Origin of the sequence: Adhaeretor mobilis, from assembly GCF_007741515.1 — a bacterium.
GTDB lineage: Bacteria > Planctomycetota > Planctomycetia > Pirellulales > Lacipirellulaceae > Adhaeretor > Adhaeretor mobilis.
The window spans coordinates 5,830,843-5,843,534 of the sequence record NZ_CP036263.1 but is presented as its reverse complement, the minus strand read 5'-3'; the positions used below and the strand labels follow the sequence as shown (position 1 = coordinate 5,843,534).

At 55.6% G+C, this 12,692-nt stretch carries 22 protein-coding genes; all 22 read left to right on the top strand.

Annotation, left to right across the window (positions count from 1 at the left end; all coding sequences use genetic code 11):
- Window positions 1–73: 73 nt before the first annotated feature.
- The 22 genes from rplD (at window position 74) to rpmJ (ending at window position 12,628) form a co-directional block, all read left to right on the top strand.
- Window positions 74–730 (top strand): 50S ribosomal protein L4, encoded by a 657-nt coding sequence (rplD, locus tag HG15A2_RS23110; RefSeq protein ID WP_145063719.1) that lies wholly within the window; start codon window positions 74–76, stop codon window positions 728–730.
- Window positions 731–771: 41 nt separating this feature from the next.
- Complete coding sequence (gene rplW, locus HG15A2_RS23105; protein WP_145063718.1) at window positions 772–1,086, top strand: 50S ribosomal protein L23; 315 nt, start codon at window positions 772–774, stop codon at window positions 1,084–1,086.
- Window positions 1,087–1,161: 75 nt separating this feature from the next.
- Entirely contained in the window at window positions 1,162–2,022 is an 861-nt protein-coding gene (gene rplB / locus HG15A2_RS23100) for a 50S ribosomal protein L2 (protein ID WP_145063716.1), read from the top strand.
- 78 nt (window positions 2,023–2,100) lie between these two features.
- A complete protein-coding gene (gene rpsS / locus HG15A2_RS23095) occupies window positions 2,101–2,370 on the top strand; it encodes a 30S ribosomal protein S19 (protein ID WP_145063714.1) in 270 nt (89 codons plus the stop codon).
- Window positions 2,371–2,422: 52 nt separating this feature from the next.
- Window positions 2,423–2,749 (top strand): 50S ribosomal protein L22, encoded by a 327-nt coding sequence (rplV, locus tag HG15A2_RS23090; protein WP_145063713.1) that lies wholly within the window; start codon window positions 2,423–2,425, stop codon window positions 2,747–2,749.
- Window positions 2,750–2,837: 88 nt separating this feature from the next.
- Window positions 2,838–3,533, top strand: a complete 696-nt coding sequence (gene rpsC / locus HG15A2_RS23085; RefSeq protein ID WP_145063712.1) for a 30S ribosomal protein S3 — start codon at window positions 2,838–2,840, stop codon at window positions 3,531–3,533.
- A complete protein-coding gene (gene rplP / locus HG15A2_RS23080) occupies window positions 3,481–3,882 on the top strand; it encodes a 50S ribosomal protein L16 (protein WP_449186260.1) in 402 nt (133 codons plus the stop codon). Before rpsC ends, rplP begins: the two co-directional genes overlap by 53 nt.
- A gap of 70 nt (window positions 3,883–3,952) precedes the next feature.
- Window positions 3,953–4,177, top strand: coding sequence for a 50S ribosomal protein L29 (gene rpmC / locus HG15A2_RS23075; RefSeq protein WP_145063709.1), 225 nt, complete (start codon window positions 3,953–3,955; stop codon window positions 4,175–4,177).
- A gap of 63 nt (window positions 4,178–4,240) precedes the next feature.
- Window positions 4,241–4,651 carry a 30S ribosomal protein S17 gene (gene rpsQ / locus HG15A2_RS25255; RefSeq protein WP_145063708.1) on the top strand — a complete coding sequence of 137 codons (411 nt, stop codon included), beginning with the start codon at window positions 4,241–4,243 and terminating at the stop codon, window positions 4,649–4,651.
- Between the two features lie 71 nt (window positions 4,652–4,722).
- Window positions 4,723–5,091 carry a 50S ribosomal protein L14 gene (gene rplN / locus HG15A2_RS23065; RefSeq protein WP_145063707.1) on the top strand — a complete coding sequence of 123 codons (369 nt, stop codon included), beginning with the start codon at window positions 4,723–4,725 and terminating at the stop codon, window positions 5,089–5,091.
- A gap of 2 nt (window positions 5,092–5,093) precedes the next feature.
- Entirely contained in the window at window positions 5,094–5,441 is a 348-nt protein-coding gene (gene rplX, locus HG15A2_RS23060) for a 50S ribosomal protein L24 (protein ID WP_145063706.1), read from the top strand.
- 86 nt (window positions 5,442–5,527) lie between these two features.
- The gene (gene rplE, locus HG15A2_RS23055) at window positions 5,528–6,085 is read left to right on the top strand and encodes a 50S ribosomal protein L5 (RefSeq protein ID WP_145063705.1); all 558 of its coding nucleotides are present in this window, start codon (window positions 5,528–5,530) and stop codon (window positions 6,083–6,085) included.
- Between the two features lie 61 nt (window positions 6,086–6,146).
- Window positions 6,147–6,332: a type Z 30S ribosomal protein S14 gene (locus HG15A2_RS23050; protein ID WP_145063704.1), complete on the top strand. Its 186-nt coding sequence runs from the start codon at window positions 6,147–6,149 to the stop codon at window positions 6,330–6,332.
- Window positions 6,333–6,440: 108 nt separating this feature from the next.
- The gene (gene rpsH / locus HG15A2_RS23045) at window positions 6,441–6,842 is read left to right on the top strand and encodes a 30S ribosomal protein S8 (protein ID WP_145063703.1); all 402 of its coding nucleotides are present in this window, start codon (window positions 6,441–6,443) and stop codon (window positions 6,840–6,842) included.
- Window positions 6,843–6,951: 109 nt separating this feature from the next.
- Window positions 6,952–7,494 (top strand): 50S ribosomal protein L6, encoded by a 543-nt coding sequence (gene rplF / locus HG15A2_RS23040; RefSeq protein WP_145063701.1) that lies wholly within the window; start codon window positions 6,952–6,954, stop codon window positions 7,492–7,494.
- Window positions 7,495–7,537: 43 nt separating this feature from the next.
- Window positions 7,538–7,903 (top strand): 50S ribosomal protein L18, encoded by a 366-nt coding sequence (gene rplR, locus HG15A2_RS23035; protein WP_145063700.1) that lies wholly within the window; start codon window positions 7,538–7,540, stop codon window positions 7,901–7,903.
- Window positions 7,904–8,173: 270 nt separating this feature from the next.
- Complete coding sequence (gene rpsE, locus HG15A2_RS23030; protein WP_246117988.1) at window positions 8,174–8,629, top strand: 30S ribosomal protein S5; 456 nt, start codon at window positions 8,174–8,176, stop codon at window positions 8,627–8,629.
- Window positions 8,626–9,141 carry a 50S ribosomal protein L15 gene (gene rplO, locus HG15A2_RS23025; protein WP_145063698.1) on the top strand — a complete coding sequence of 172 codons (516 nt, stop codon included), beginning with the start codon at window positions 8,626–8,628 and terminating at the stop codon, window positions 9,139–9,141. Before rpsE ends, rplO begins: the two co-directional genes overlap by 4 nt.
- 227 nt (window positions 9,142–9,368) lie before the next feature.
- Window positions 9,369–10,727, top strand: a complete 1,359-nt coding sequence (gene secY, locus HG15A2_RS23020; protein ID WP_145063696.1) for a preprotein translocase subunit SecY — start codon at window positions 9,369–9,371, stop codon at window positions 10,725–10,727.
- Between the two features lie 87 nt (window positions 10,728–10,814).
- On the top strand, window positions 10,815–11,381 hold the full coding sequence (locus tag HG15A2_RS23015) for an adenylate kinase (RefSeq protein WP_145063695.1): 567 nt from the start codon (window positions 10,815–10,817) through the stop codon (window positions 11,379–11,381).
- Between the two features lie 62 nt (window positions 11,382–11,443).
- Window positions 11,444–12,259 carry a type I methionyl aminopeptidase gene (gene map, locus HG15A2_RS23010; protein ID WP_145063693.1) on the top strand — a complete coding sequence of 272 codons (816 nt, stop codon included), beginning with the start codon at window positions 11,444–11,446 and terminating at the stop codon, window positions 12,257–12,259.
- Window positions 12,260–12,514: 255 nt separating this feature from the next.
- Complete coding sequence (gene rpmJ / locus HG15A2_RS23005; RefSeq protein WP_145063692.1) at window positions 12,515–12,628, top strand: 50S ribosomal protein L36; 114 nt, start codon at window positions 12,515–12,517, stop codon at window positions 12,626–12,628.
- Window positions 12,629–12,692: the final 64 nt, after the last annotated feature.

The following is a 12,692-nucleotide window of genomic DNA, read 5'->3' as shown; positions in this document are numbered from 1 at the left end:
TTCAGTCAATTGCCTTGAAGATGTTTAGTCCCGTTTCCTAAAGCCTAATCAGCTAAAGTCTAAAGCCTAATTCATGTCCAAACTAACCGTACACGATGCAAAGGGTAAGAAGGTCGGCACTTATAACGTCGAGCCGACTGACTTTGCTCCGCATATTAATAAGCAGCTTCTGCACGACGCGGTGGTTATGTATCAGGCCAACGCTCGTCAGGGTTCGCACCAAACCAAAAGCCGCGGCAAAGTCGCTGGGGCCAAGAAGAAAATGTACCGTCAGAAGGGCACGGGTAACGCTCGTGCCGGTTCGCGTCGCTCGGGTATTCGGCGTGGTGGTGGGCATATTCATAACATCCGTAATCGCGACTATTCCTACTCGCTCCCTCGCAAAGCGCTCCAGTTGGCCACTCGCATGGCCATTGCCGCCAAGCTTCGCGACGAGGAAGTCACGTTGATCGACAAGCTCGAATTCGAGCAACCAAAAACCAAGGATATGGTCGCCGTCATCAAGACCCTCGATTGCAACGGAGGTTCGGTGTTGGTCACGACGGCTGGTTACTCACCAAATGTTTACAAGAGTGCTCGCAACATCGCTCGCGTGGCGGTATCGCCTGCTCACGAATTGAACGCCCTGAACGTGCTTTCGGCAGATCGCCTGCTGTTCACGCCCGAGGCACTCGACGTACTCAAAGATAAAGCCGCCAAAAAGCCAGCAGAAACCGCAGTCGCCGAATAGTTGCCCCTGCAGCCTAAAGCCCACAGTATAAGTCCCTAGCAATGCCCAGACACATCCCCCAAAAAACCAGCCTTGAACTGCAGCCCCATCAGGTGATCATCAAGCCGTTGGTCACCGAAAAGGGAATGCACAAGTCGACTCGCAACAACGCTTATGCGTTTGAGGTGAATCGCTTGGCTACCAAAGCCGACGTGCGTAAAGCGGTTGAGGAGCTGTTTGAGGTAAGGGTTTTGAAGGTTCACACGCAGAACCGCCAAGGCAAGTTGCGTCGCACCCGTGCCCGCATGGGTCGCACCGCCGATTGGAAGAAAGCTATTGTGACGCTCGACCCTGAGCATCGCATCAACTTCTTCTGAGTCGTTTGAGCCAACAAAGAAGCCGACAGCCAATAGCCATTAGCTAAAAGCCCCAGTTTTAAAAAAGACACCATCATGGGTATTAGAAAATACAAGCCGACAACTCCTGGCCGCCGTGGCGCCTCAGTGAGCGACTTCGCGGACTTGACTCCTGGGGCCAAGCCAGAGAAGAGCCTTCTGCGCCCCAAGACGAAAACCGGCGGACGCAATAACCAGGGCAAGATTACCTCACGGCATCGCGGTGGTGGTCACAAGCAGCGTTATCGCGTCGTAGACTTCCGTCGCAACAAGGACGGTATCTCCGCGAAGGTTGATTCCATTCAATACGATCCCAATCGCTCGGCCCGCATTGCCTTGTTGCATTATGCCGACGGAGAGAAGCGTTACATTATCGCCCCTGCCGGTTTGAAGGCAGGCGACCAGGTCAGCAGTGGTCCTGAAGCACCAGCCGAATTGGGCAATTGCTTGCCGCTTTCGAAGATTCCCCTGGCTACAGAGATTCACTGCGTTGAGCTTCGCCCGGGCAACGGCGGCGTTCTGTGTCGCGGAGCTGGCACCAGTGCCACGCTGATGGCTCGTGAAGCAGACTGGGCACAGATTTCACTTCCCAGTGGCGAAATTCGTCGTATTCCTTCCGCATGTCGCGCCACCATTGGTTCGACTGGCAATGGCGATCACTCGATGATTGTGCTCGGTAAAGCGGGTCGCAGTCGCTGGATGGGCCGTCGCCCACACGTTCGTGGTACCGCCATGAACCCTGTCGATCATCCGCACGGTGGTGGCGAGGGTCGCACGAAGGGTGGCCGTCACCCAGTAAGCCCCGGCGGCAAGAGTGCCAAGGGCGGATCGACACGCGAGCGTCGCAAAGCATCCAACCAAGCCATTATCCGCCGCCGTCGCAGTCGACGTTACGGCACACAGAAACTAATTAAATAGCTATTGGCTGTTGTCTGTTGGCTGTTGGCCGGCAGTTGAAAAGCCAATGGCCAAGAGCTAACAGCTAAGAGCCAAAACATGGGACGATCACTTAAAAAAGGACCTTACGTCGATTTGAAGCTCTACCTCAAGGTAGAGAAGCAAAACGATACGGGCTTGAAAGAGCCGATTACTACTTGGGCACGTGCTTGCACGATTGTTCCTGAGTTCGTCGGCCACACGTTCATGGTCCACAACGGTAAACAACATTTGAAAGTCTCAGTCACTGAGGACATGGTCGGCCACAAGCTTGGCGAGTTCTCACCGACACGCAATTTCCGTGGACACGGCGGCAAGGGCAAGAAATAGCCTGCAGCCCAAAAGCCCAGCAGCTAAACCCAGCAGTTGAAAATAGTGAATCATGGCCTACACAGCACACCACAAACACGCCCGCATCAGCGCTACCAAGGTACGCCCGCTTGCCACATTAATTCGCGGACAGCGAGTCGATGACGCTCTGGCGATCCTGAAGTTTCAGCCACAGCGCGGTGCACGCATGCTTGAGAAGGTTCTCAAGAGTGCCCTCGGCAATGCGGAAGACCTGCGAGCCCCAAATATCGCCGGTCTGCGAGTTACTGAAGCCCGCATCGACGGCGGCCCCATGTTCAAGAGAGTTCGCCCCCGCGCCCGCGGCATGGCACACATTATTAAGAAACGTTTCGCACACATCCACATCGCCATTGAATAGGAAAAGCTATTAGCCATTGGCCATTCAGCTATTGGCCGGAGTCACCTCCAGCCAACAGTCAACGCCAACAGCCAACAGCCCCAAAACTATGGGTCAAAAAGTCAATCCAATTGGTTTCCGCACGGGCGTTATGCTCGACTGGAAGAGCCGCTGGTATGCTTCGAAGAAGGACTTCGCTGAGCTGCTGATCGAAGATCAAAAGATTCGCAAGTACGTTCACGCGAAGTACAAGTTTGCCGGCATCCCGAAGGTGGAGATCGAACGGACACGCGACGAAGTGAAGGTTATCCTGTACGCCGCCCGCCCGGGTGTGATCATCGGCCGCAAAGGTACCGAGGTCGAGCAACTGCAGGACGAGCTGCAAGCCCTGGTGGGTCGTCGCATCAACATCAAAATTGAAGAGGTGGGTCGCCCTGAGCTGCAAGCTCAACTGGTGGCCGAAGATATTGCCGAGCAGCTCGTCAAACGAGCCGGCTTCCGCCGCACGATGAAGCGTGCCATGGAACAAACCATGGAGGCGGGTGCCAAAGGCATCAAGATTCAATTAGCAGGTCGACTCGGCGGTGCCGAAATGGCTCGCCGAGAGAAGCAGATTTCCGGGTCGATTCCGCTCAGCACTTTGCGAGCAAAGATCGATTACGGTATTGTCGAAGCCAAGACGGCACAGGGCCATATTGGTATTCAAGTATGGATCAACCAAGGTATGTTCGAGGACCAAGCCGATGGCGCTGATGCCCAAGAGGGTCAAACACAGAAAAAGCCAAAGAGGTCGTATAAGAGGTAGCGCATCCCGCGGCAACACGGTTGTCTTCGGCGATTTCGGTCTCCAGTCGATGGAGGGCGGATGGATTAGCGCCGCAACGATCGAAGCAGGCCGTATCGCTGCCCAGCAATACATCCGTGGCGAAGGAAAGTTGTACATTCGCATCTTTCCACACAAGTCAATTACTTCCATCCCGCTGGAAACCCGCATGGGTAAAGGTAAGGGAGAACCCGATTACTGGGCGGCCGTCGTGCGGCCCGGCTCGATGTTGTACGAACTAAGCGGTGTGAGCGAAGCGGCGGCCAAGGTTTGCTTCGCCCGACTAGCCCACAAGATGCCCGTCCGTGTTCGTATGGTTAAGAGAAACTAAGTACTGTTCCCTGGCCGACAGGCGTCAGCCGTCGGTTGAACAACGGTAGAGATACCAACGGTAGAAAAAAATGGTCCATAACAAAGAACTACGCGACATGAGCGACGAGCAGCTTGAGCTAACCCTCAAAGAAGCTGCCGAAAACTTGTTTCGCCTGCGTGTGCAGTCACAAACCGAAAAGCTTGACGCTCCCAGCGAGTTGCGTCGTCAGCGTCGTCTGATCGCCCGCGTTAAGACAATTCAAACCGAGAGACAGCAGAAACAAACCAAGGAAGCAGCAGCCTCCGCAAGTTAACGCAAGCGGCTCTCCGCAAGGCAAGAGCACAGCAGCCAAGAGCCCCAGACCCAAGAATCCAGCATGCCTAAGAAACAACTCACCGGCGTCGTGATGAGCGATAAGTGCGACAAAACACGTCGCGTCGAAATCAAGCGACTCACGCGTCACCCCAAGTACGGCAAGTTCATTCACGGCAAGACCGTATGCTACGTGCATGACGAAGAGAACGAGTCCGGCCTTGGCGACACCGTCGATATCATTGAATGCCCACCGCGCAGCAAGACCAAGCGTTGGGATTTAGTCCGCGTTGTCTCGAAGAGCCAAGCGGTCGATATCACCGCGATGCGTGCCGCCGCCAAGCTGGAAGAAGCCCGCGTCGCTGAGATCGATGAAGCTCGCGAGAAAGACCACAAAACCAACAAGCCCGAGCCCGTTGCTGAAGCACCTGCAACGGAAGCTTCCGCTGAAGAAACAACCACTACAGAAGACTAGCCGTTACGCTTGCTGCCAGAAGTCATACTCTGTGCCGATAAGAAACGTCAAAAATAGTACCGAGTTCATCCATGATTCAAATGCAATCCCGCCTCGCAGTCGCGGACAACACTGGTGCCAAGGAAGTCATGTGCATCAAGGTCCTCGGGGGTAGCAAACGCCGCTTTGCCCAGATTGGCGACGTGATCGTCTGCAGCGTAAAGAGCGTTATCCCAGGCAGCGAAGTGAAGAAGAAGGCCGTCATTCGTGGCGTCATCGTGCGGACAAAAGCCCCCACGCGACGTGCCGATGGTAGCTACGTACGATTCGACAGCAATGCGATCGTACTGATCGACAAAGACAACAACCCCCGTGGCACGCGCATCTTTGGTGCCGTGGCCCGTGAATTACGCGAGCGACGCTTCATGAAGATCGTTAGTCTCGCGAGCGAGGTAGTTTAGCAATGCTCATAAGAACAGGTGACACCGTCCAAGTAATTACCGGCGCTGACCGGGGAACGCAAAGTCGCGTGATCCAGGTCGACCGCGAGACGGGCAAAGCGCTCGTCGAGAACGTCGCACGCGTGTACAAGCATGTCCGTCGGAGCCAGAAGCACCCTCAGGGTGGTCGGCTCAGCAAAGAGATGCCTATCCAGTTGTCCAACCTTGCCTACGTTTGCGAAAGCTGCGGCAAGAAGACCCGCCTGGGTGCCCGCTATACCGACGACGGTGCGAAAGAACGCTTCTGCAAAAGCTGCGACGCGTCCGCCGGCGACATCGCACCCGCCAAAGCCAAGTATGCCAAGAAGTAGTGTAGGGTCCGCTATGCGGACCGATGAGTAAAACCTACCAGGATTCAAATTCTGTGGTCCGCACAGCGGACCCTACGAGCTAAACCATGACTCCCAGACTACAAGAACAATTTGACAAGCAAGTGCTTCCAGCTCTCCAGGAGAAGCTCGGCCGCAAGAATCGTTTGGACTTGCCCAAGGTCGATAAGATCGTGGTGAGCATGGGCGTTGGTTCGGCGATTAGCGATAAAAAGCACCTTGAAGAAGCCGTCTCCGCAATGACCGAGATCACCGGCCAAAAGCCGCAGATCTGCAAAGCTCGCCAGAGTGTAGCCGGATTCAAGCTTCGCGAAGGCCAAGCCATCGGCTGCAAGGTCACGCTCCGCGGACCACGGATGTACGAATTTCTCGATCGCTTGATCTCGTTGGTACTGCCTCGTGTTCGCGACTTTCGCGGCCTGAAGCCCACCGCCTTCGATGGCAACGGCAACTACAGCTTGGGGCTGACCGAACAGTTGGTGTTTCCCGAGCTCAACCCAGACAAGTACGTCCGCCCGCAGGGCATGAACATTGCCATTTGCTGCACCGGCGGATCCGACGACGAATCACGAGAACTACTCCGCGGCTTCGGCATGCCTTTCCAAACTCCCGAAACCGCAACGTAATCAATAAATGTAGGGAATGCCCTCCGTAGCATTCCACAAACTTGAAACCTGAGGATTCCCCGTGGCGAGTAAATCAAAAATCGCAAAGGCCAACCGAGAGCCCAAGTATTCTTCGCGTCGCGAGTCGCGTTGCCAGCTCTGCGGTCGTCCCCGTGCCGTGTATCGCAAGTTCGGCATCTGCCGCATTTGCTTCCGCAGTCTCGCTGACAAGGGTTTGATCCCCGGCGTGAAAAAAGCCAGTTGGTAGACATAGTCAGAACTACTCCGACGCAAAGAGTCGGCCGGTAGCAAAGAAACAACCAAAACAACGATTCACATTCAACCAAGCGTCCCTACGTAGGGGAATGAACCCGCAATGATGACCGACCCGATCGCCGACATGCTCACCCGCATACGCAATGCTGTAAGCGTAGAAAAACCTGAGGTGGCGATGCCACTCTCCAAGGTCAAGCGTGGCGTTGCCGAAGTGCTCAAGCGCGAAGGCTACATCTGGGACTGGACCGAGGAAGCCATTGATGGCCGCCCGGTGAAAGACCTACGAATCGACCTAAAGTATGGCCCCAACGGCGAACGCGTGATCCGCCACATCAAACGCGTAAGCTCACCGGGCCGACGTGTTTACAGCCGAGCGAACGACTTGCGTCCCATCCTCAACGGGTTGGGTATCTCGATCATTAGCTCCAGCCGAGGCGTGATTAGCGACCGCGAAGCACGTCAAAAGAAACTCGGTGGCGAAGTCCTCTGCGAACTATGGTAGGCGAGTAGTGAGCTATTAGTAGTGAGCTACTAGCTTGTTGAATCATTAAGTAACGTAACCACCGCATCAGCCAAGAGCTAACAGCCAATAGCCAAAGGCCCCAAAAAAAATGTCCCGTATTGGAAAAAAACCTATCCCGATTGTTGATGGCGTCAAAGTGAACGTCGCTGGCAATAGCGTGGATGTCGAAGGCAAGCTCGGTAAGCTTTCGTTCGACTATCGTCCCGAAGTGGAAGTGAAGGTCGACGACGACGCCAAGGAAATCGTCGTCTCTCGACACAAAGACGATCGCGAAGGACGTGCCCTGCACGGTTTGACTCGCGCCTTGATTGCTAACATGGTTGAAGGTGTTACTAACGGTTACGAGAAGAAGCTCGAAATCCACGGCGTTGGTTACCTGGCCGCGATTCAGGGAGACACCCTGCAACTTCGCGTTGGCTTTGCCAACGAGATTCACAAGAAGATTCCTAAGGAACTGGACGTCAGTTGCCCCGACCAAACACATGTCGTGGTCAAAGGAACCGATAAGCAAAAAGTCGGCCAGTTCGCCGCCGAAGTTCGTGCCGTCCGCAAGCCAGAACCTTACAAGGGCAAAGGCGTCCGCTACGAAGGCGAACAAGTCCGCCGCAAGGCCGGTAAGACAGCTAAGTAAGTTAACCAACATCATCCCGATGTTGTCTTGAAAGCAAAATCACATGAAACACGCAAAAGCCATTGGCAAGCAGCGACAGCGACGCACGTTCCGCGTCCGCAAGCGTCTACGCGGCGACGCCACGCGTCCCCGTTTGTGCGTCACACGCAGCCACAAGAACATCAGCGCTCAGATCATCGACGACGAACAGGGCAAGACGCTCGTTTCCGCCTCGACGGCTGACAAAGGCCTGTCGAGCATCAAGTACGGCGGCAACGTCGCTGCTGCGGAAGAAGTCGGCAAGGTGATCGCCCAACGCGCCGCCGATGCCGGCGTGAAGCTAGTTCGCTTCGATCGCGGAGCCGCCAAGTTCCACGGTCGAGTAGCTGCCCTCGCTGAAGCCGCTCGTGAAGCCGGGTTGGAGTTTTAAGAAAGTACGTAGGGTCCGCTGTGCGGACCAAACGATGCGGACCAGCCCGCACGATCAATTAACAATTCAAGACAGACGAACCTATCACCTTTGGTCCGCCCAGCGGATCTTACAAAGCTCAAATCCGGAGTATCGCCCGTGTCCACAGGCGCCCCCACAAGTTCGAATTCAAGAAACGCTGGCAAGCCAGGCGGTAAGCCTGACGGCAAAGGCGGCAAGCGTCGTCGTCGCCCTCAGAAGTCAGACGAAGAAAAGCAACGCGGCGAACTTATCGAGAAGGTCGTCAAGATCAAGCGTTGCGCTGCCGTCGTGAAAGGTGGTCGGCGCTTTAGCTTTGCCGCCATGGTGGTGGTTGGTAACGGCAAGGGTAAGGTCGGCTGGGGTTACGGCAAAGCCAACGAAGTTCCTCCGAGCGTCGAAAAGGCGGTCAAAGAGGGAATGCGTAGCCAAGTGGAAATCCCGATGGATGAGTCCACCATCCCGCATCAAGTCATTGGCGAGTTCGGTGCCGCCCGAGTGGTGCTCGTACCCGCCGGTCCTGGTACCGGTGTAATCGCCGGCGCCGCTGTGCGTGCCGTTTGCGAAGCAGCAGGCATTCACGACATCCTGACCAAAAGCTTCGGCTCAAACAATCCTGTCTCGCTGGTGAAAGCCACCATCGCGGGGCTTCAGCAACTCAGGCCCAAACACGAGGTTGAACGCCTCCGTGGAGTGAACCTCTCATGAATTTAAGTGACGTCCACCGCGGCATACGCGGTCACAAAAAACGTAGACGCATTGGTCGGGGCCCAGGCTCTGGGCACGGCAAGACCTCGGGCCGCGGCCACAATGGACAGGGTTCGCGCTCGGGCCATTCTCGCAAGCCCACGTTCCAGGGCGGTGCCATGCCGCTGGTTCGCCGCGTTCCCAAGCGTGGCTTCAATAACCAATGGGCACTGAAAGTTGCTGTGGTCAATGTTGGCCAGATCAACGAGAATTTCGAAGCGGGCGAGGAAGTCTCGCTCCGTGCCCTGGCCGCTAAGAACTTGGCCCGCGGCCGGTTCGACATCCTCAAAATACTCGGCGACGGGGAATTGACTAAGAAGGTCACCATCCAAGCCCATCGCTTCAGCAAAAGCGCCGCAGAAAAAATCGAAAAGGCAGGCGCGGAAATGATCACGCTCGCCACTAAGGTGCCGGTTGAAGTCAAGAAGAGAGAGAAGAAGGAAGCCAAGAAGGCCGCGGCCGCCAAGGCTTAGTAGCCCTCCACGGCCGTACAACGTCCGACCCTCCCAAAGGGAGGGTTGCATGGGCTCGCGGTTGTTGGATTAGAGACACTATTATCGGAATGAAATCACCCTCCTCCTCCAGGGAGGGTCGGACGCGGTAGCGGCCGGGGAGGGGTGGCTTTGCCTCCCTTCGGAATAACAGCAAGCAGACAAACACTCCCCCCAGCTGATTTCACAAACTAGGTAGGATACTTGTCATGTGGGAAAAGCTCCGCGTTGTTTGGCAGATTACCGAACTACGCAAGAAAATCCTTCTTACGCTCGGCCTGTTGGCCGTCTATCGCCTGGGCTTTCAAGTCCCACTGCCGATCGTCGATCCCACAGCCATTGAAGCCTTCGGTAAAGATGGTGGCGGACTAGCGAAAGCTTTCCAGCAAGTCGCCATGCTATCGGCAAGCCAACTCACCCAGGTCACCATCTTTGGTCTTGGGATTATGCCTTATATCTCCGCCTCGATTATCTTCCAGCTGATGGGCAGCGTTTATCCGCCGCTCGAAGCACTTCAGAAGGAGGGCGAAGCGGGACGTAAGAAAATCAACGAATATACGCGCTATGCGACCGTGGCAATTTGCTTGATCCAAAGCTATCTCTACATCACCGCCTTCGTGATTCCGCAGCGCCTGGTGAAAGAAGAATATCTCATCGACGGAGGCTTGCCGTTCAGTTGGATTATTATCAGCGTGCTCACGATGACCGCAGGAACCGTGTTCCTCATGTGGATCGGCGAGCAGATCGACGAGTTCGGCATTGGCAACGGCATCAGCCTGTTGATCATGGCCGGCATCCTCGCGGCTATGCCCGCCGCTGGTGCAGAGCTTATTGGCAACGCTTCTCTGTCACTCGAAGGGGGGCGCGGTCAGTACGGCATCGAGCAACTCATCCTGCTTGCTACCATGTTCTTAGCGGTGGTAGTCGGGGTGGTGTATATCACGCTCGGCCAGCGACGAATTCCGATGCAAAGTGCCAAGCACGTGCGAGGACGCAAAGTCTTCGGCGGTGCCCGTCAGTACTTGCCGCTTAAAGTTAACCAGGCTGGCGTTATGCCGATCATTTTCGCTAGTAGCCTGATGATGATTCCCGGCATTCTGTTCGCTTCGTTGGGCAGGCTTTCCGAGGATCCCGATAGCACCTTTGGTGCGGTCATGCGGACCCTCGCTGATTCATTCCAGCAGAATTCGTATCTCTACGTGCTGGCTTACATCGCGCTGATTTACTTCTTCTGCTTCTTTTGGACCGCTATCACGTTCAATCCGAAAGACGTTTCAGACAACTTGAAGAACTACGGTTCGTTCATTCCCGGTTATCGTCCGGGTAAGCGGACGGCCGATTATTTGGAAAAAGTGATGTTCCGTATCACGTATGTGGGTGCCGGCTTCTTAGCCTTAGTGGCCATCATCCCCACGCTGATCTCTGCCTCGGTGGGTGTTTCACCCTTGGTGGCTAGTTTCTACGGCGGCACCGGATTGCTGATTGCTGTGAGCGTGGCGTTTGACCTTGTACAAAAAATTGACAGTCACTTGGTCATGCGGAACTACAAAGGATTGCTGGAATCCTAAGGCGGCTTGCCGTCTACCGAACTCGGTTGCCCCGTGGTGCGCTGATCGCGCACTTGCCGCGGTCGCCGGCGCAGCAAGACACAAGTTATGCGGATCGTTTTCATAGGACCTCCCGGAGCCGGCAAAGGAACCCAATCGGTTCGACTAGCCGAGCGGCTTAGCATCCCGCACCTCTCCACGGGGGATTTGCTCCGTGAAGCGTGCCGCCTGGGAACGCCCATCGGTAAGCAGGCCGACGAGTTCATGCAAACCGGCCGCCTTGTGCCGGACGACCTCGTACAGGAAATCCTTGTCGAGCGGCTTGAAGAAGAGGACTGCCAAAATGGCTATGTGCTGGATGGATTCCCCCGCACCGTCGCGCAGGCCGAAAACCTCGATGAAATGCTTGCCGAGCATGGCATGCCGCTCAACCTGGCGATGGAAATTCGCGTGGAATACGGTCTCCTGCTCAGGCGTTTGGTCGAGCGGGGCCGCGACGACGACACCCTGGATGTCATTAAAAAGCGACTCCAACAGTACAATGACCTCACAAAACCTTTGCTAGACTATTACCAGCAACGCGACGTGCTCCATGTGATCGACGGCCACGACTCCCCCGAGGAAGTCTTCGAGCGCATCGTCACCGTGGTTGAGAACCAGAGAATCAAGAAGTAACAATACCTGTTATTTCTCCGCCGCTGTCGCTCGGTCGGGATGACATTAGGTAGGAATCAAAGATGGCCGAACTCAAATCAAAACGCGAACTTACAAAAATGCGCCGTGCCGGGCTTGCCGTTTGGCGTGCGCACCAGATCGCGGCTGAAATGATCGGCCCCGGCGCAACCACCAAAGCAATCGATCGCGAGATCGAAGCCCACTTCGCTGCACTGGGTGCCACTCCACTCTTCAAGAACTACCCCAATACCGTCAAAACCAAGCCGCCGTTTCCCGCGGTCACTTGCATGAGTGTCAACGAGGCGGTTGTCCACGGCATTCCCGATGATCGCCCGTTGGTCGAGGGCGACATCGTCAGCATCGATACCGGCTGCCGGCTCGACGGTTGGTGCGGCGACGCGGCCGTCACGCATGCTATTGGCGAAATCAGTCCTCCTGTACAAAAACTGCTCGACGTAACGCTCGGCACCTTGAACCTGGCAATCGAACTGCTGGCCGTGAAAAATCGCTGGAGCTCCATCGCTCGCGAGATGGCCAAGTATGTGCGAGATCATGGATTCAGTACCGTCGAGTGCTTTGTCGGTCACGGTATCGGCCGCGACATGCACGAGGACCCTCAAGTGCCCAACTTCGCAGGACGCGGACTTAAAGGCAGCGGCGATTTTCTGATCGAAGAAGGACTCGTGATTGCTGTGGAGCCGATGGTCAACATGGGCACCAAACGCGTGAAAATGATGAAAGACTACTGGACGCAGGTCACTGCCGACGGCAAGCCGAGCGCTCATTTCGAGCATACAATCGCCATCACAGAGAACGGCCCCGAACTACTTACCCGAGCCCCCACACCCGCAGAACTAGAAGAGTTGGCCGTGAATTGAGGAACCACCCCTCAGCAAGGCCCGGAGAATGCTTGAATACACCCAGGCCTGGGGCGTTCTTCTCTGAATGACAAGATAGCAGATATACATAACTTGAAGCCCTTGAAAGATTGCCCGTCAGACCACTATATTGGTACGTTTCGACTAAACTCGTCGAAGCCAGTAGGTATCCCCGCCAGAATTGGCCATCCCCGTTTGAGCATCCCAGCTCGGGCATATGGCATTTGGTAAAACAGACCGTGCAGGAGAGAAACCATGAAAGTCCGCGCTAGTGTGAAACGCATTTGCGATAAGTGCAAAGTCGTGCGTCGCCGCGGTGTGGTGCGTGTCGTCTGTTCGAACCCACGTCACAAGCAACGCCAAGGTTAAACTTTTTGCCGCTCGCGGCTTAGCTGATCTTGTCAAAGAAGTCCCCCCAAACAACACAAGTTTT

Bases quoted from the DNA above. Each gene is read 5' to 3' on its own strand.
- rplW (WP_145063718.1), top strand. From the start codon at position 772: ATGCCCAGACACATCCCCCAAAAAACCAGCCTTGAACTGCAGCCCCAT.
- rplV (WP_145063713.1), top strand. From the start codon at position 2,423: ATGGCCTACACAGCACACCACAAACACGCCCGCATCAGCGCTACCAAG.
- rplD (WP_145063719.1), top strand. From the start codon at position 74: ATGTCCAAACTAACCGTACACGATGCAAAGGGTAAGAAGGTCGGCACT.
- rpmC (WP_145063709.1), top strand. From the start codon at position 3,953: ATGGTCCATAACAAAGAACTACGCGACATGAGCGACGAGCAGCTTGAG.
- rplB (WP_145063716.1), top strand. From the start codon at position 1,162: ATGGGTATTAGAAAATACAAGCCGACAACTCCTGGCCGCCGTGGCGCC.
- rplR (WP_145063700.1), top strand. From the start codon at position 7,538: ATGAAACACGCAAAAGCCATTGGCAAGCAGCGACAGCGACGCACGTTC.
- HG15A2_RS23015 (WP_145063695.1), top strand. From the start codon at position 10,815: ATGCGGATCGTTTTCATAGGACCTCCCGGAGCCGGCAAAGGAACCCAA.
- rpsH (WP_145063703.1), top strand. From the start codon at position 6,441: ATGATGACCGACCCGATCGCCGACATGCTCACCCGCATACGCAATGCT.
- rplX (WP_145063706.1), top strand. From the start codon at position 5,094: ATGCTCATAAGAACAGGTGACACCGTCCAAGTAATTACCGGCGCTGAC.
- rpsS (WP_145063714.1), top strand. From the start codon at position 2,101: ATGGGACGATCACTTAAAAAAGGACCTTACGTCGATTTGAAGCTCTAC.
- secY (WP_145063696.1), top strand. From the start codon at position 9,369: ATGTGGGAAAAGCTCCGCGTTGTTTGGCAGATTACCGAACTACGCAAG.
- rplP (WP_449186260.1), top strand. From the start codon at position 3,481: ATGCCCAAGAGGGTCAAACACAGAAAAAGCCAAAGAGGTCGTATAAGA.
- rplF (WP_145063701.1), top strand. From the start codon at position 6,952: ATGTCCCGTATTGGAAAAAAACCTATCCCGATTGTTGATGGCGTCAAA.
- map (WP_145063693.1), top strand. From the start codon at position 11,444: ATGGCCGAACTCAAATCAAAACGCGAACTTACAAAAATGCGCCGTGCC.
- rplN (WP_145063707.1), top strand. From the start codon at position 4,723: ATGATTCAAATGCAATCCCGCCTCGCAGTCGCGGACAACACTGGTGCC.
- rpsQ (WP_145063708.1), top strand. From the start codon at position 4,241: ATGCCTAAGAAACAACTCACCGGCGTCGTGATGAGCGATAAGTGCGAC.
- rplO (WP_145063698.1), top strand. From the start codon at position 8,626: ATGAATTTAAGTGACGTCCACCGCGGCATACGCGGTCACAAAAAACGT.
- rpmJ (WP_145063692.1), top strand. From the start codon at position 12,515: ATGAAAGTCCGCGCTAGTGTGAAACGCATTTGCGATAAGTGCAAAGTC.
- rpsC (WP_145063712.1), top strand. From the start codon at position 2,838: ATGGGTCAAAAAGTCAATCCAATTGGTTTCCGCACGGGCGTTATGCTC.
- rplE (WP_145063705.1), top strand. From the start codon at position 5,528: ATGACTCCCAGACTACAAGAACAATTTGACAAGCAAGTGCTTCCAGCT.